This is a genomic window from Rossellomorea sp. ABR4_004 (assembly GCF_056159585.1).
This window is the reverse complement of record NZ_JBSWVM010000001.1, coordinates 2,030,729-2,048,367: the sequence shown is the minus strand read 5'-3', so window position 1 is coordinate 2,048,367 and position 17,639 is coordinate 2,030,729. Positions and strand designations below refer to the sequence as shown.

Here is a 17,639-nt window from a genome sequence, read left to right as displayed (position 1 = left end):
CATGATAGGTGGATCCTTCATCAGGGTCCACCTTCAATTGGTAATAAGGATAGATGAGAGGAAGTCATGACATGATACTAGAAATAATCTTTTGGCTGCTGATACTCCTTTCGGTTTATATCTATGCCGGTTATCCGATCCTGCTGAAGCTCATATCAGGAGTTGTCAAAAAGGATCAAATCACGGATACAGGCTATGAACCAAAGGTAACGCTCTTTATCGCAGCGTATAACGAAGAGAAAGTCATCGCTGAAAAAGTACAAAACTCTGTGGATCTTGATTATCCGCAGGACAAGCTTGAAATCATCGTTGTGTCAGATGATTCTTCCGACAGAACGAATGACATCGTCAATGAGTTTGTGGCAAAATATCCGAACGTGAAGTTGAACGTCGTAAAAGGAAGACAAGGGAAGACCGCTGCACTGAACAAGTCCGTCCCTCTGGCAACTGGAGAGGTCCTTGTATTTTCCGATGCGAACTCGCTTTACAATAAGGATGCCGTTCATCATTTAGTGAAGCACTTTAAAGATGAAGAGATCGGTGGAGTTTGTGGAGAGCTTCGTTTGACGAATCCAACCAACTCATCCATCGGAGAGTCAGAGGGTGCTTATTGGAAGTATGAAAAGCTCCTGAAAATGCTTGAGACGGCAACAGGTACGACAATCGTAGCAAATGGTTCAATCTATGCGTTGCGCAAAGAGTTGTTTAAAGAAATGAATCCGAACGTCGGGGATGATATGCAGAACCCGCTGATCATCATCAACCAGCAAAAGAGATTCGTTTATGAACCGAATGCGATTACGATGGAAGAGACATCACCAAAATCATCAGAAGAATTTGGCCGGAAAGTCCGTATCGTAACACGGAGCTTCACAGGAATCATGAGCTACAAGCATGTGTTGAATCCGTTCAGGAATTTCGATTTCTTCTATAAATACATGTCTCATAAATTCTTAAGATGGCTTGTTCCATACTATATGATTGCTATTTTTATCATGAATCTTTTCCTGTTGGATCAACCATTATATCAAGTCATGTTTGGCTTACAATTGGCATTCTATATTCTCGCACTATTAGGCAAAGTGACGAGCAACAAAATAACGTACATTCCTTACTACTTCTGCCTGGTAAACTATGCAGCTTTCCTCGGTACACTGAGAGCAATCTCGGGTAAGAGACAGGCGACATGGACACCAACTAGTAGATAATGGAAACAAAACCCGGTTTGAGACTCTTCAAACCGGGTTTTTTCGCGTGTATACGTATCGTGACCATCTCTAATAATGTCGATTTCAATAATAAAATGTCATACCCTGACTTTATAAGTAAAAGGAAAAGTGTTAAAATTTTATTACAATTATGTAAACGGGGTATAAAGATTATGAATCTAGTAAACAAGTTAAAAGAGGGATTGCTATCCATATGGAAAGACAAGCTTCTGCTCATCTCTGCCATCGGACTTTCCATTAAAGTCGTTTTATTCTATTTATTATTAGGAAAAGGCTTATTCGAAGTGAAAAGCTTATTTGTGACACTTCCGGGCAGTATTTTGATGTTATTTTCTTTTGTGTTTCTGTTTAAGACTTGGTCCAGGAAGACGGCTATCATCGGTCTTAATATCATTGCGACCTTCCTGTTGCTGTCGCAGTTATGGTATATCCGCTATTTTGGAACACCATTATCGTTCTTTGCCTTGCTGCAGACGTCTAATCTATCTGGGTTAGGGCCGAGCATCATGGAACTGATCAACGGGCTGGATGTCCTATTTGTAGTAGATATCATCTTATTGCTTATTCTGACTAAAAAGAAATCATTTTCGATTCCTAAGGTTCAATGGAAAACCTTTATCATACTCTTTCTTGCAGGTTTCAGCATTCTTGCCGTGAAGCCATTGAAGAATCACTATGTTGATGGCACTCCATATGCTCAAATCTTTAAGATCTACGATCGCTATGATTACATATTGAAGTTCAATCCGCTTCAATACAGTGTGCTGGATATGTACCTGTTTTATCAGAACAATCGTTACATTGACTTGAACGAGGAAGAGGAAGCTCTCGTGAAAGATTGGTTCGACAATAAAGATGAATATAGAGAAAAGAGACTGTATTTAAATAATAAGTACGAAGGAGTCGGAGAAGGGAAAAACCTCCTCATTCTCCAATTCGAATCCCTTGAAAATTGGGTGCTGAATAAAAAGGTGAATGGGAAAGAGGTCACCCCCAACTTGAACAAACTGTTGAAGAACAGCATTTATGCTTCCAACTTTTTTCCGCAAACAAAGGGCGGGCGAAGCTCTGATGCGGAGTTTGTTGTGAATACATCCCTGCTGCCGGTAATGGAAGGGAGTACATTCTTCCGATATCCGACGAATGATTACACGACGCTACCCGGTCTATTGAAGGAAAAGGGTTATTCCACCTTTGCTTTTCATGGGGACGAGGGAACGTATTGGAACAGAAGAGAAGCATATCCGCATATCGATATCGACGAATATCATGCCATTGAGGAATTCCATGAAGGCGAAGAAATCGGAATGGGCTTGAGTGATGAAGAATTTTTCCATCAATCGGTTGAATTCTTAAGTAAGAAAGAGCAGCCTTACTATGGCTATCTGATCACGTTAACAAGCCATACGCCGTTCGTGATTCCTGAGCAATTCAGAGGCTTGGAATTTGAAGCGCAATACAGTAACACATCAGCCGCTCACTATCTCCAGTCCATTCATTACACGGATATGGCAGTAGGTAAGCTGTTAGAGGATTTGGAAGCGAAAGACATGCTCGATGACACCATGATAGCCATTTTCGGAGATCACGCAGCCTTCGAAAACAGCTACAAGGATCAAATGATGAAAGAAAATCCTAAGGTTGAGGGGATTGATGAAGAAGGCAGAGTGCCGTTCATCCTCTACAATCCGGGGATGGAATCATTGGAATTAGACAAAGCATATGGTCAAGTCGATATCTATCCTACATTAGCCTATGTAATGGGCATTGAGGAAAAGAAATATGAAGATGTCATAATGGGAAGAAATATGCTTACATCGGACAACAGCTTTGCCGTCATTCCACTCGAGAATATCATTCGTTCAAATCGTGAACTGACAGAGGAACAGAAGGAATACGAATTGAGAGCTCAGCAAGTATCGGATCTCATTATCAGAAGTAATTATTTCGAAGAAAAAGAATAACCACTTAAACACTCCTGTCTATGCGATAGGAGTGTTTTTCTGCTCTGCGATATTCTTCAATTCGTTTGCTCTCATCTCGATGAATGTGTCCATGTACCTTTTTAAAAAGAGGATGTCTGCAAGATTCCCCAACAAGCCAAAAGGAGCCTTATATGTGAAAGTGTCTTTCATTAGTGTGCCATTTTCCTGTTCGTGAAATTCATGGACATGAGTAAAGGATTTAAAAGAACCCTTCACCATCACATCTGTGAACGAATGAGGAGTATCCATTTCGACAATTTGAGCCGTCAATCGCTGTTTGACGCCAAAGTGAACGGCTTCCCATGTGACAAGATCTCCTAACTCTAACAACCCGCTTGTGACGCCTCCAACGGCCCTCTCCTTGGTTCTGGAGGTGGTTTGAGTATGAATCTCCACATTACGGGCTAAATCAAAACAAAGAGGTACAGGAGCGTTTATATAAGTGATATGTCGAATCGTGGGCACTATTGAGTCAACTCCTTTTCTTAATCGTTCATTTTGGACGATTGGTTATTTGAGATAGGGGACGGTCCTTGAGGTATCGAATGCTTATATGAAGAAATTCGACACGGAGGATCAATTAATTGAAATTAGGATCAATTAATCAGATTTAGAATTAAAAAAGCCCAATCAGGATTAATTATCGTAAATCTGGATCAATACTATCCCAATCCGGATCAATTATCCCGCGAAGACCAATTTAACTCGCAGTTTCTTCACCAGAATCGGCCTTCAAACTAATATTAGATCACATTCCCGGCTAAAAAAAGGACAATCTAAAGAAAATCTCCTATTATCAGCCTATTTGAAGTCAATACTGGTCAGTTTCTAATCAGATAAATAAAGAAAACCTTGGATAATCATCCAAGGTTTTCTACTAATCTAGTATTTTCCACGCATAAACGGAAGCGTGTGCTTATCTCTCGCGTAATTTCTTCATCGTATTGATCAAAGGTTTATGTTGACCGATCAATCCAACCACTTCTGCTGTTAACTGAATAATAATCACTAGAACAGCGGAGAATAGAATGGCTCCCCAAAGCGTTGATCGAGTGAATAGGATCGCACATAGTCCGAAGAATGCTCCGATCGCATAAATGATCAGGACCGTCTCTTTATGAGAGAAGCCCATTGCCAGTAAGCGATGGTGTAAATGAGATTTATCAGGTGCTGAGATCTTTTGCTTATTCAGGACACGTCTGATGATAGCAAAGAACGTATCGAAAATTGGTATAGCCAGGATGATAATTGGAACAACTAAACTGAAGATCGTCACACTCTTGAACAATCCAAGCAGCGAGATAATCGAGATGCAATAGCCAAGGAATAATGCTCCTGTATCACCCATGAAAATCTTCGCAGGATTGAAGTTGAAGAATAGAAATCCAATGGTCCCACCAATTAAGATAACGGTAAGGGCAACGACCATATACTGGCCATTCATGGCTGCAAGAGCCATAATGGACGTCATGGCAATAACGGATACTCCGCCTGCCAGTCCATCCAGACCATCGATCAGGTTAATGGCATTGGTGATTCCAACGATCCACAGAATCCCGAACACATAACTGAAATTCCCTAAATATATACGCTCTGCCACGAACGGCAAAGTAATGAAGTCAATTTTAAAGTCGGCAAACACGACGATACAAGCTGCCAGGATTTGTCCAACAAGCTTAGCTTTTGGTGACAGGGTAAAGCGATCATCTAGGATCCCTACGATCAGGATGATTCCACCCCCAAGAATGACCGGCCAAAGGGGCCCGATTAGATCATTCAAATACAACAAGCCAGCTGATGCACCGATGACGATCGATAAGCCGCCCACACGAGGCATGAGTCCTTTGTGAACCTTACGATGGTCTGGTTTATCGACAAAGCCAAATCGCTTGGCGAATTTGATTACGAATGGAGTCACTGCTACAGAAACAACTAAAGAAATAGCAAAAGCAATTACAAAATCAATTAGAGAGTACATTCGTTCACCTCTTTTTCTTCTATGGGCACTCCAATTGTAAGAATACCACATATTTAATGATGTGCAACATTTTTTTTAAGGGAACAATTACTAAAATACGTAGTGGGTATTATGTCAAAAAAAGCAGAGGCTTTCTTAGTTAGACGTCGAATTTTAGTGAAAAGTTTCAAAAAGTAACAAGTTAATTTATTACTACCCATTAACCAGATGAATCTAAACGTTAGGTTGTCCAATTAATTTCACCATTGTAGGCGAAAAACGTGTATTTCTCTATCCGTCTAAAGAGTCATTTTTCCGCGTTACTTCTATACAATTAGTATGAGTTTAATGATGGCTTTGTAAGAAAAAAGATTTTTCCAATGTAAAAATTTTTACGAGTTGATGTCAACAGGCATTTCGAGGTATTCCACATCCCCTTCTAGTATGTCAGCCTGTCCATTTGTCAGCTCGGTCATCCATTCAATGAACGAGGTTTTTTTGGCTTCCTCTACATAGACCTCTACCTCTACGGATTCCAAGTACTGAATGTCCTTCAGTTGATAATGAGAAGACCTCACTTCATTTTCCACTTTTCCTAACCAGGTATAATCGATCGTCGCCTTCATGATCCGCATCAGGCTTCTTTCCACAATACCTGTTGCATTCAAGCCTTCTGAGGTCGCACGGCCATATGCGCGGATAAGTCCCCCGGCACCAAGCTTAATCCCGCCGAAATAACGGGTAACAACGACAACCGTGTCTTTAAGGTCCCGTTTTTTTAATACTTCAAGCATGGGTACACCTGCTGTCCCACTCGGCTCTCCATCGTCATTTGCTTTTTGAATGAGGTTGTGTTCACCGATCATATAGGCGGAACAGTTATGATTCGCATCTCCATGCTTCTTCTTAATGTCAGCGATGAATTCCTGGGCTTCTTCTTCATTTTCCACACGATTTACATAGGTGATGAATCTGGAGCGTTCTATCGTGATTTCATTTTCTCCGAAACCCTTGACGGTATTATAGTGATGTAGCAAAACGGTTTCTCCTTTCAGCTTCCTTATGTATGAATGATGGCGAAATTCGCGTTTAATCTTTGTTTGTATTCAATATCTACTATATATAAAAGTAGAACGGATTGCACATAAATAATTAAAACCCTCCCAATATAAACGGAAAAAAATGGTTCTACATGAAATAATGGTAATACAATGTAATCAAACTTTAATCTCCGACAATATGTGACATGGTATAATGGACGCTGAAAGTAATACTTCAGTTGTTCCAAAGCTCTGAAAGGGAAGTCGAATGGTCTAGATAATTCCCATTCATTCTCTAATGTTCCCAGAGCGAATGATCCCTTGGTAGAGGTATTACATAGGAATATGCCTAGATGAATAAAGGAGTTTTATGATTTTACATGGAATTGATAATAGGTAGATGAGTGGTAGGTCCATGGACATAATGAAATGGCTGAAACTCAAGCTGAAACAACCGATTATTGCTATGTGAATATAGTTTTTCATGAAGCTTTATTCTGGGTTGACTACTATAGTGGAACAAAAGAGGGGTGTACCGTGTCACTTAAAAAAATAGACACCAAGATGTTAGATAGCATCCTGAAAAAGATGGTCGATACGGTTGACGAAAGTAAGGATGAAATCTTCCAGATTGGCGAGCAATGTCGAACTGATTATGAAGATTTGATGAAAGAACTGCTGGAAGTAAAAGAAATGGTCTTGAAAGTGATTGATGAAGGAGATCATCTCCAACAGAAATCGAAGTTTGCCCGACTCAGACTTTCTGAAGTAAGCAAGCATTTTCAAACCTATTCAGAAGATCAGGTAAGAGAAGCGTATGAAAAGGCTCATGACCTGCAAATGAAGCTATCCATGAATAGACAGCAAGAAAAGCAATTGAGAGACCGTCGCGATGAACTGGAAAGACGGTTACACGCACTCGGGGACACGATTGAACGGGCAGAAAATCTTTGCTCGCAAATATCCGTGGTTCTCAATTATTTAAATAGTGACTTACGACAAGTGAATGAGGCACTGGAGGATGCGAAGCAGCGCCAGGATTTCGGCCTTCAAATCATCGAGGCACAAGAGGACGAGCGGAAACGCTTATCCCGTGAGATTCATGATGGCCCTGCACAAATGATGGCCAACGTCTTAATTCGTTCCGATCTGATCGAGCGGGTTTTCCGTGAAAAAAGCACAGACGATGCCATCAAGGAAATTCGCGACCTCAAACGGATGGTCCGCTCAGCCCTGTACGAGGTTCGTCGCATCATTTACGACCTCAGACCAATGGCACTTGATGACCTGGGGTTAATTCCGACCCTCAAAAAATACTTGAGTACAATCGAAGAGTATAACCAGGAGACCTCGATTCAGTTTGTGAATATGGGACTCGATATCAGACTTCCTTCAAAATTCGAAGTCGCTCTATTCCGATTAGTACAAGAAAGCGTCCAGAACGCACTTAAGCACGCTGAAGCGACACATATACAAGTTAAAGTAGAAGTAAAGAAAGACCAAATAACAGTTGTCGTCAAAGACAACGGCAAAGGATTCGATAAAGAGAAACAAAAAACAGGATCCTTTGGCATCATGGGGATGAAAGAACGTGTCGACCTTCTTGAAGGAGACATCACGATTGACTCGAAAGTAGGAACAGGAACGGTCATACTGATTCAGGTTCCGCTTAATACGTAAATTTTTCCAAGGTTTAGGGAGGCGAAAGACATGGCAACAAATATTGTTATCATTGATGATCATCAGCTTTTCAGAGAGGGAGTAAAACGAATCCTGGAATTCGAACCTTCTTTCAACGTAGTAGCAGAAGGCGATGACGGTTCAGAAGCCATGAACCTAGTTGAAACACACGAACCAGATGTTGTCCTGATGGACATCAATATGCCTGAAACAAACGGCGTAGAAGCAACACGTGAACTGATGGACAGATACCCGGATACGAAGGTCATCATCTTATCCATCCACGATGACGAAAACTACGTAAACCATGCGTTGAAAACAGGAGCTCTTGGCTACCTATTAAAAGAAATGGATTCAGACGCTTTGGTTGACGCTGTTAAGATTGTCGCTGATGGCGGTTCATATGTACATCCTAAAGTAACGCATAATCTTGTAACAGAATACAAGCGCCTGGCAAACGCCCAAAATTCAGGTGGATTCCAACAATCTGAGGTTCGCCGCCCGCTTCACCTATTAACACGCCGCGAATGTGAAGTACTGCAGATGCTTGCCGACGGTAAAAGTAACCGCGGTATCGGTGAAGGCCTGTATATCAGTGAGAAAACTGTTAAAAATCATGTAAGTAATATATTACAAAAGATGAATGTGAACGACCGTACTCAGGCAGTGGTAACTGCGATTAAGAACGGTTGGGTGGAAGTACGATAATAGAGAGTTGTGTATTGTTAATTTGTTGTTGAGAGAGCGGTCCTTCTTGGTGAAGGGCCGTTTTTTTGTTTTATAATGTGGTTTCGGATGAGTTTAGGGCTTTAGATTGTCTTTTTTCAGCTTGGAGTGGGATCTTCAGAGGGATTGAAGGCCGGAATAGGGGTGGATTTCCTGATCAAGGATACCCTCGCGAAGGAATTAGTCCCTTTGGATAGTTTTCAATCCAGAATCCGGAAATTCAATCCTTGTTGGAATTTATTGATCCTGAATCAAATTAATTAATCCTTTTTTCTAAGAATTGATCCTCCGTGTCGAATTTTCTTTACGCGTAGACATGCGTTAGGCCGTCCAGTACCACTCTCGATCTGCGGCAACGACAAAGGCTATATAAAAAATCCACTCCCCAACCAGGAAGTGGACCCATCCTAATGCTTTCTCCGAGCAAAATCGACGAACCGAAACATATCCAGCCGGTGGCGTGATTCCGTATACTCAAACAATGTGGCATCCTTCAAATGAACAAAATTCTTCACGACAACCACATGGTCATATCTATCTAAATCAAGATACTTCCGGTCCTCATCCGTACACTCTTCCACGACAATCTCTTTTTTGGCAAAATCGATCGGGAGCTCGAGTTCACCCTCCAGATATTCATAAATCGAGTTCTCGCATATTTCTTTCGTCAACAAAGGGACTTGCTCTTTCAGAAAATAGGATTTGTCCAATATAATTCGCTCCCCGCTGATTTGACGGGAGCGGACGACTTTCCATACTTCCGTGTTTGCAGAAGTCTCGAGCTGGGAAGCAACCTGGTCATCAGCACGCATCAGTCCAAACTCATGCACGGACGTCTCAATCTGATCCCGACCCATGGAGGTCTGCAGCTCTTTAAAGCTCACAAGACCTGAGATCGGAAAGCTCATCCGCGACACATCAAGTACGAGGGACCCTTTTCCCCGCAGCTTTTGAATGAACCCTTTTTGAGCCAATAATGTAAGCGCTTTACGAATCGTCTCACGTGAAGTGGCATACATCACCGAGAGCTCGTTTTCCGATGGCAGGATCGAATTCGCTGTGTAGGTGCCATCCTGTATTTTTTCAGAGAGATCCTCGAAGATTTGTTTGTATTTATTGCTTTTCGTCATAATATCACCTGCTATTATTTTACCATAATTAATAGGAAGAAATGAGATTGAACTTGAGTGTTGTGAATATTTTCAATAGAATGGAGATAGCGCAAATTTTAGAAAAGGGTGAAGAGCATTGTCGAAACAGCATTGGAAGAAAATCATGTTGGGAATTGGCATGAGTACATTACTATTGGGTGCTTGTGGTGCAGACGAAGAGAAGAAGGAAGAGAACACAAACAGTACGGAAGAGGTAAAGCCAAGTGAAGACCCGGCAACAGACGAAGCGGCATCTCTGAATCAAATGACCCAAATCGTTGAGGATGCGAGCGAGCTGAAAGAAGCAGAGGGTATCCCGGAAGAAGAGAAAACGGCGATCAACGCAGCCTTTGATCAATATATCAATGCATTTAACGAAGAAGACTTCGAATCATACATGAGTGTCATCTCGAAGACACCGGTGAATTTCGAATACGCGGACGAAGAGCGCTATGTGAAACAGATCTTTGACTCCGTCGATTCGAAGCGTACGGTGGAAAACGTGAAGATCATCAATTATGCAGCTGGAAAAAAAGCAGACGTTTATGCAGAAATTGAAGCGACAACGAAGGACCCGAATAGCGATAAGGAAGTGACCCGTTCAGGGAAGCAGGTAACCGTATTCCATAAAAAAGAGGATGGATGGAAGGTTGCAGCGATTTTCTTCTTGGCTAGTGAAGGGGAAGAGGAAGCAACGGAATAAGATGAAAGGCTGCGTCAACGCGCAGCCTTTTTTTTATTTCAATCGTTGATAACGGTTGAATAGTTCATCAAGTTCCTGACTAAGTTTCACGGTTTCGGGATATGAGAAACCATGGTATAGTGCAAAATGTTTTAGTTCGAGGCGCTTTGTTTCCATTTCTTGCAAGAGAGTTTGAACTTTGGTTGTGCCGTTCATTGCAGGAACTCCTTTTAGCTTTATTATCCCATAATAGAGAATAAATGTTAACTATGTAGTTTATTTGGTTTACTAATTTATATTCTTCTTGAAAAATTTTGAACGCACCAAGAGTAATATGGTGGCAAAGCTATAGTTGAGAATACTCGAAGCAACCAATGCCATAAACGGCTGGTCGGGTAAGTCTCCTCTTGTGAAAAAGTTAAGGCTAATGATAAATAGGGAGAAGGTACCGCTAAGTATTGTAATGATGGCGAAAAGCAATAACCCTGATCGGATGATCTTTCTTGTAGGCTGTTTACCCTGAACAGTCTCCAGCTTACTGCTTACTTTATTTCGTAAATAATGTCTAATCATAACAGCTACTGCACAAAGTCCATAAACGAAGCCGGCCCAAATAAGTATCGCAGGTAGTTGTGAGCGGAGATCATTCTTTGGTATCCCCCAAAATAGTAAAACCAGCAATGTGATTGTAACCATCAAACCGACGAAAATAGAAAAAAGCAATAATGATGATCGGATGATCTTTAGTGGTATTTGGCTATTCACTTCATTTCCCCTTTAAAAAACTTCATTCGTACGATTAATGAAATTGCACATGTACCGTATATGTAAATCCCCATCATGGAAAGAGGGAGGGCTACACTTGAAATTTGGGCTTTTGGGATGACCCATAGCAATAATACAGTCAACATAACGGTCCCGCTTATCCCAATCAGGATTGGGTACAGTAATAACGCGAATTTTATCGCTTTTTTCATTTTATTGTTCATAAGGATCCTTTCAAATGGTAGTTGTATAGAACAATACCCATAATTTTACTAATGCAATCCTAAAAAAATAACGCTTAGGGACCATGCCCTAAACGTTATTTTACCTTATTTAGTTAATCGATACACGACAGACTCATAGGGACGTAGCGTCACATTCTCATACACGTTCGCCGAATCATCATAATTTGATAGCAGAATCTCGCTTGTCCAGCCGTCCACATTTACCTCACCAGGAAGGTTGAATTTAGACTCATGCCCATAAAAGTTATTCACTACAAGTAACTTCTCATCGTTAACATTGCGTACATACGCAAAGATATCAGGATGATCTTCAAGAATCAGCTGATAGTCCCCGTCCACGATGATGGCATATTCCTTACGGAGGCGGTTCAACTTCTGATAGTGATAGAACACAGAGTTTTCGTCTTTCAGCGCTTGTTCAGCATTGATTTCTTTGTAGTTCTTAGCCACAGGAATCCAAGGAGTGCCACTTGTGAATCCGGCGTTCTCTTCACCATTCCACTGCACAGGCGTTCTTGAATTATCACGTGACTTGTGACGCAGAATCTCTAAAATCTCTTCTTCGGATTTACCTTGCTCTTTTAATATATTGAAGATGTTGATCGACTCAACGTCACGGTATTCATCGATGCTTGTAAACTTAGGGTTTGTCATCCCGAACTCTTCCCCCTGATAGATATAAGGGGTACCCTGCATCATATGGATCGTTGTCGCGAGCATCTTCGCCGATTCGTTACGGTACTCACCGTCATCTCCGTAGCGTGACACGATGCGGGGCTGGTCATGGTTGCACCAGAATAGGGCGTTCCAGCCGCCGCCTTTATGCATTTCACGCTGCCAGGTAGAAAGGATGTCCTTCAGCTTCGGAAAGTCAAAGTCAGCAACCGACCATTTCTCACCGTTAGGGTAATCCACTTTCAGATGGTGAAAATTAAACGTCATGCTGAGTTCGTTGCGGTCAGGATTCGAATATTTGATACAGTGATCGATCGTTGTAGAAGACATTTCTCCAACCGTCATGATGTCATATTGAGAGAAGACTTCCTTGTTCATTTCCTGCATATACTGGTGGACCTTAGGGCCGTCTGTGTAAAACTTGCGTCCGTCTCCAGGTGCGACCGAACCGTCATCATCAGGGAAGTCCTGATCTTTGGAGATCAGATTGATCACGTCCAGGCGGAAGCCGTCGACGCCTTTCTTCAGCCAGAAGTGCATCATATCATATAGCTTCTGGCGGACCTCATCGTTCTCCCAGTTCAAGTCAGCCTGGGTCACGTCAAAGAGGTGAAGGTAGTATTGACCCGTTTCCTCATCATACTGCCAGGCGTTCCCTCCGAACTTAGACTGCCAGTTTGTCGGCTCGGAACCATCCGGCTTGCCGTCTTTCCATATATAGAAGTCACGGTACTCGTTATCCTTCGATTTCCGGGACTCAATGAACCACTGGTTCTCCGTGGATGTATGGTTGATGACGATATCCATGATGATCTTGATTCCACGCTGGTGGGCCTGTTCCAATAGCTCATCGAAATCCTCCATCGTCCCGTACTCATCGTGAATATTGAAATAATCGCTAATGTCGTAACCGTTGTCACGCTGAGGACTCTTATAAATAGGCGTCAACCACACCACATCAATCCCAAGCTCCTTCAAATAATCCAACTTCGCCGTAATTCCCTTAATATCCCCAACGCCATTCCCCGACGTATCATAAAAACTCTTCGGATAAATCTGATACACAACCGACTTCTTCCACCAAGGCTGCTTCATATCTTATACACCATCCTAGATATAATTTTGAGGGACGGACCTCAATCGATCTCACTTATATACAATCATGACCGTCAAACATGATTCTGCTGCGATTTTGCTATCTTTAGGTCCGTCCCCGCATCACGGAAGAGGGACGGACCTCCCACACATATTCCTCTGATTTTTCACTAATGAGACTGGACACTCCCCACTACTGCAAGCTTTGAGAAGGTCCGTCCCTAAACAAAAGGGAGACAACCATCCATTACACACAACCTGAATAGGCTTGTGGATAGAATTGATTTGTCCCCCTTAGTTTAACTTGTATATACAAGTTGTTACAACTGTTTTCTTTTTCTATTTATTAGGCTGCTTCGTTTTTGCTGAATTTTGACCATACCATTGTCAGGACGAATGGTACGACGATACAGATGGCCATTCCGATGAAGAAGGATAGCCAGTATTCAGGAATGATCGATAGAAATCCGGGTAATCCACCTACACCGATGGAGAATGCTTTTGTTCCTGTCATCGCTAACAGGACACCACCGATTGCAGACCCGATTAAGGCACTGATGAATGGGTAGCGGTAGCGTAGGTTAACCCCGAACATCGCGGGTTCGGTAATTCCTAAATAAGCCGAGATGGCAGAAGTACCTGCCAGACCACGAAGTTTTTCGTTTTCTTTCTTCGCGACAAACATCATCGCCAGAGCAGCTGAGCCTTGTGCGATATTCGATAGTGCCAGGATTGGCCATAGGAATGTTCCGCCTTGGCTTCCGACCAGCTGTAAGTCTACTGCAAGGAAAGTATGGTGCATTCCTGTGATAACCATCACCGCATACAGACCACCATATAGCAATCCACCTAACCATGAAGCAGAGTCGAATACCCAAACGACACCGTCTGTTAATAGGTTACCGATAAAGAACGTTACCGGTCCAATCAAGATAAATGAAGCAAACCCAGTAATTAAGAGTGCAACTGGCGCAACTACCAATAGCTTGATGGAATCATGAACTTTCTTATCCAGGAACATTTCGATTTTCGCTAATAGATAGGAAGCGAATAGAATCGGTAGAACCTGTCCTTGATACCCAATCTTGTCGACTTCAAAGCCGAATAAGTTCCATGTAGGAATCTTTTCTGCACTTGCATAAGACCAAGCGTTAAGTAAGTCCGGATGAACAAGCATAAGACCTAATACGATACCGAGTAATGGACTTCCGCCAAAACGCTTGACCGCAGACCAACCAATCAACCCGGGCAGGAACACAAAGGCCGTGTTGGCAATCAAGTTAATGATCGAAGCGAAATCAGCCCATTGCTTATGAACATCAATGACCGATTTCTCATCATAGAAAATCCCCGGCCCGGTCAAAATATTATTCAGACCCATCAACAAACCGGCCGTCACGATCGCAGGCAGAATCGGAATGAAGATATCCGCCAATACCTTGATCGCACGCTGCAATGGATTCAGGTTTTGAGTGGCGGCGTCCTTCACATCCTGCTTGGAAGCCTGCTCAATCCCTGTTTCTTCCGCCAACATTTGATACGCTTTATTTACAAGACCTTGTCCGATGACAACCTGGAACTGACCGTTGGAAGAGAATGAACCTTTCACTAGATCAATTGCCTCTAATCTTTCCTTATCAACCTTTTTCTCATCATTCAATACCAACCGAAGACGAGTCACACAATGAGTGGCCGTGCGGATATTATCCTTGCCGCCAATCGCTTCAATAATTTCCAGAACGTCTTCACGTTTCACGCTCATGAAAATCCCTCCCTTAGTTATGGTGCATGGCAACTCTCGAAAAATGTCGAGAGTTGTCTTGAACCCGCTTTCATTTCTATTAATGGAATTCCCCTAAATAGTATGGGAAAAACGCTTCTCTGTATGCTTTCGTAAAAAACTTCAGATAAAACGAAACGCTTTCATTTAATAGGGGTCTTGTTGTATATACAAGATATAGTTTTATTGTATTCATGTATATACAAGTTGTCAATGGAAAAGTGTAGCGTTTTCATATAGTTTTTAGGGGGAAAATAAATGGAACTGACTCTAATTGAAGTAAAATAGTGAAAGAAGAGGAGTATGTAGCATTAAAAAATGGTTGAGTGGCATTTTATTTTGCATCTTCCTATCCGGATGCTCAGCGAGTCAAACAAACAAGGAGACACCCCCTTCAACCCAGGAAAGTGCCTCCAATTAGAATTTATCCTTTACTACCTCTCTCAACTTTATTCCACATATAATAGGTATAATAAAGTTGAGCCAGATGAATAAGCAAGAAGAAGGACAGAAAGATCCATGTATAGAAAACGTCCAGCCCTATTAATCTTAATAGAATATATAAAATAGGGAGAAGCGGGGTCATCCAAAGAGTTCGAATCATCTTCCTTCTATAAGTGAGTTTGAAGTAAACCAGTTCGAATCCTTTGTCTACCTTTTTGGTATGCCCTTCCCACATATAAAACCTCCTTTCGAGTTATAAATAAGACATCTGCCAAACAAAGCAGATATCTTCCTTCAATCAGTCAATCTAAATAAGTACCTTAATTTAAGGCATCAAACATACCAACTGCAATTACACCAATAATTCCTAATATGATCCACACGATATAGGCGATGAGTACAATCCAGCCCAAAACCTTCCTGCCAGTTATGATCCAGTAGATTCCTAATGTGATGAAACTGAACAGCAGTCCAAGAATCCCCCACAACCATGGATTTTTGTCATGTTTTTTCGCATCCATAAATAAGTAGACAGCAATAATAATATTGAACAAATACATCAAAGCTTCCAAAGTACCCCTCCTAAATAGTTTACACTTATATGTAAATTTACCTGTTTTTTCTAAACGTAAACCATTTTTGACATTTAGTTTGCAAATTCAACGAAAAACGCCAGCTGAATACCAGCTGGCGTGCTTTCTTTCATTCCATTCTTCTTTATCCAGATGCCATCAACTGGCCATCTTCACCTTTTTAACTGGATCCTTCTTCTTCAAGAGTGTCTTATAATTGATCATCGAATAAACCACATAAGATATCCCCAGGCAAATCCCGAATATCAGAACCGCATACAGCAGATATTGAACAATCAATAAAGATTCATTCCCCGTGCTCATCCACTCCATCACGTTATTCCACAACCGCTGCCTGATCAACGGATGCTCATGGATCAAATAAACCCCCAATACATATCCGGATATGAAGTTAATGGGCCTTGATACAAACGTAAGCTTCGAGAAGAAGAGGAACAGCGCAAGTGACATCGCCACAATAACTGGGGAGTTATACGACAACAGCTTAAATGGTAATTCCCATGATTGTAGTAAAACCATGGCAGAAACGGCTCCCAGTAAAATGTAAACGCTTAAATAATAGTGCTTGCTTAAGGAAGACAGGAACTGCCCATGGTGTCTTAAATAGCCCGCCACAAAATAGAGGAAGATGAAATGCACGATGCTATAGCCACCGTTCACCCCGAAGCTCCCCAACGGATGGAAGAGCTGCCATACACAATTGATCATAAATAATAGGAAGAGGAATTTTCCGTAATCCTTCTTTGATAGCTGATTGATTAAGATATTTAAATAAGGTGAAAGCAGAAACAATACGATATACACGGTGATGAACCAGTAGGTGGACAGATACACCGGGAATACCGACCTGATAAAGCTGGTATAGGAACCATCCGTTAATTGTAAAACCGTCAATCCGGCAAAAATAAGAACCGAGAAAATGAACGTTTCCCGTACGACCCTTAACGCTTTGCTCATTTTAAATTGTGACTTGCATAAAAAATACCCGCTAATCAGCACATACACATTGACCCCAACGATACAAAGCACCTTTATGAAATGGAATAAATATTGATTCACCGTGCTTAACTCTGATATCGCAATATATTTTGAAAATCCGTAGGTACCGAAATGCAACAAGACGATCATGACCATCGACAGTACCCTGAGAGATTCAAAGTTTGACAGCCTAATTTTCTCCGCCAATCCAACCCGCCCCTTGTATACATAAATATAAATTCTATTCATTTTAATCTATAAAAATAGTCTTGTCATTCAGAATTTTCTTGATGAAATCAGGGAGTGGGTAATAGGGAGGGACTGCATGAGATTGAATGGTTCATAGGAAAGGTGAGAAATCCAATCATCTTGCGACAAATAGAGAGTAAAGACCTATAAAGCCGTCAACTCAGCGATGGAAGCGCAACCATTTATTTCTAAAGTGCGCGAGGCAGAGGGTTACGCGTTCTTTTGAGCAAATAAGGATATTCACCTATTAAAACGATATGTAATAGCCAAGGGCAGACATAAAACTTTTTAGTTGAGTTACCTATTATGGTAATAAAACCATAAATTACTAAACCCTATTATACTGGGGTTTCTTCCTTATTTTT

Annotated in this window: 17 protein-coding genes; 5 read left to right on the top strand and 12 right to left on the bottom strand. The window is 41.6% G+C overall.

Going from position 1 to position 17,639, the window contains the following annotated elements:
• The first annotated feature begins 71 nt into the window (after positions 1-71).
• Entirely contained in the window at positions 72-1,208 is a 1,137-nt protein-coding gene (locus ACXAF2_RS10405) for a glycosyltransferase family 2 protein (protein WP_475138529.1), read from the top strand.
• A gap of 173 nt (positions 1,209-1,381) precedes the next feature.
• Positions 1,382-3,193, top strand: coding sequence for an LTA synthase family protein (locus ACXAF2_RS10400; RefSeq protein ID WP_475138527.1), 1,812 nt, complete (start codon positions 1,382-1,384; stop codon positions 3,191-3,193).
• Between the two features lie 18 nt (positions 3,194-3,211).
• On the opposite strand, the gene ACXAF2_RS10395 is transcribed toward ACXAF2_RS10400, so the two are convergent.
• From ACXAF2_RS10395 to ACXAF2_RS10385, 3 genes are all read right to left on the bottom strand, one after another.
• On the bottom strand, positions 3,212-3,679 hold the full coding sequence (locus tag ACXAF2_RS10395; RefSeq protein WP_475138526.1) for an SRPBCC family protein: 468 nt from the start codon (positions 3,677-3,679) through the stop codon (positions 3,212-3,214).
• 451 nt (positions 3,680-4,130) lie between these two features.
• Entirely contained in the window at positions 4,131-5,192 is a 1,062-nt protein-coding gene (locus ACXAF2_RS10390) for a glycosyltransferase family 4 protein (protein ID WP_475138524.1), read from the bottom strand.
• 371 nt (positions 5,193-5,563) lie between these two features.
• Positions 5,564-6,208: a YigZ family protein gene (locus ACXAF2_RS10385; RefSeq protein WP_475138523.1), complete on the bottom strand. Its 645-nt coding sequence runs from the start codon at positions 6,206-6,208 to the stop codon at positions 5,564-5,566.
• 540 nt (positions 6,209-6,748) lie between these two features.
• Here ACXAF2_RS10385 and ACXAF2_RS10380 point away from each other — a divergent pair.
• Together ACXAF2_RS10380 and ACXAF2_RS10375 are read left to right on the top strand one after the other, a co-directional pair.
• The gene (locus ACXAF2_RS10380) at positions 6,749-7,891 is read left to right on the top strand and encodes a sensor histidine kinase (RefSeq protein ID WP_475139174.1); all 1,143 of its coding nucleotides are present in this window, start codon (positions 6,749-6,751) and stop codon (positions 7,889-7,891) included.
• A gap of 30 nt (positions 7,892-7,921) precedes the next feature.
• On the top strand, positions 7,922-8,599 hold the full coding sequence (locus tag ACXAF2_RS10375; protein ID WP_475138521.1) for a response regulator transcription factor: 678 nt from the start codon (positions 7,922-7,924) through the stop codon (positions 8,597-8,599).
• 425 nt (positions 8,600-9,024) lie between these two features.
• Here ACXAF2_RS10375 and treR read toward each other — a convergent pair whose 3' ends face one another.
• Positions 9,025-9,747 (bottom strand): trehalose operon repressor, encoded by a 723-nt coding sequence (gene treR / locus ACXAF2_RS10370; protein ID WP_475138519.1) that lies wholly within the window; start codon positions 9,745-9,747, stop codon positions 9,025-9,027.
• A 118-nt stretch (positions 9,748-9,865) separates the two neighbouring features.
• On the opposite strand from treR, the gene ACXAF2_RS10365 reads away from it, so the two are divergent.
• A complete protein-coding gene (locus ACXAF2_RS10365) occupies positions 9,866-10,471 on the top strand; it encodes a Cif family virulence factor (protein ID WP_475138517.1) in 606 nt (201 codons plus the stop codon).
• A 33-nt stretch (positions 10,472-10,504) separates the two neighbouring features.
• Here ACXAF2_RS10365 and ACXAF2_RS10360 read toward each other — a convergent pair whose 3' ends face one another.
• From ACXAF2_RS10360 to ACXAF2_RS10325, 8 genes are all read right to left on the bottom strand, one after another.
• Positions 10,505-10,666 carry an aspartyl-phosphate phosphatase Spo0E family protein gene (locus ACXAF2_RS10360; RefSeq protein ID WP_475138515.1) on the bottom strand — a complete coding sequence of 54 codons (162 nt, stop codon included), beginning with the start codon at positions 10,664-10,666 and terminating at the stop codon, positions 10,505-10,507.
• 72 nt (positions 10,667-10,738) lie between these two features.
• The gene (locus tag ACXAF2_RS10355) at positions 10,739-11,215 is read right to left on the bottom strand and encodes a hypothetical protein (protein WP_475138512.1); all 477 of its coding nucleotides are present in this window, start codon (positions 11,213-11,215) and stop codon (positions 10,739-10,741) included.
• Complete coding sequence (locus ACXAF2_RS10350; protein ID WP_475138510.1) at positions 11,212-11,439, bottom strand: hypothetical protein; 228 nt, start codon at positions 11,437-11,439, stop codon at positions 11,212-11,214. The genes ACXAF2_RS10355 and ACXAF2_RS10350 overlap by 4 nt, the downstream gene beginning before the upstream one ends.
• 105 nt (positions 11,440-11,544) lie before the next feature.
• Positions 11,545-13,230 carry an alpha,alpha-phosphotrehalase gene (gene treC / locus ACXAF2_RS10345; protein ID WP_475138508.1) on the bottom strand — a complete coding sequence of 562 codons (1,686 nt, stop codon included), beginning with the start codon at positions 13,228-13,230 and terminating at the stop codon, positions 11,545-11,547.
• A gap of 346 nt (positions 13,231-13,576) precedes the next feature.
• Positions 13,577-14,992, bottom strand: a complete 1,416-nt coding sequence (gene treP / locus ACXAF2_RS10340; protein ID WP_475138506.1) for a PTS system trehalose-specific EIIBC component — start codon at positions 14,990-14,992, stop codon at positions 13,577-13,579.
• A 442-nt stretch (positions 14,993-15,434) separates the two neighbouring features.
• A complete protein-coding gene (locus ACXAF2_RS10335; RefSeq protein ID WP_475138505.1) occupies positions 15,435-15,689 on the bottom strand; it encodes a hypothetical protein in 255 nt (84 codons plus the stop codon).
• Positions 15,690-15,774: 85 nt separating this feature from the next.
• Positions 15,775-16,026, bottom strand: coding sequence for a hypothetical protein (locus ACXAF2_RS10330; protein WP_475138503.1), 252 nt, complete (start codon positions 16,024-16,026; stop codon positions 15,775-15,777).
• Positions 16,027-16,185: 159 nt separating this feature from the next.
• Positions 16,186-17,232 carry an acyltransferase gene (locus ACXAF2_RS10325; protein WP_475138501.1) on the bottom strand — a complete coding sequence of 349 codons (1,047 nt, stop codon included), beginning with the start codon at positions 17,230-17,232 and terminating at the stop codon, positions 16,186-16,188.
• Positions 17,233-17,639: the final 407 nt, after the last annotated feature.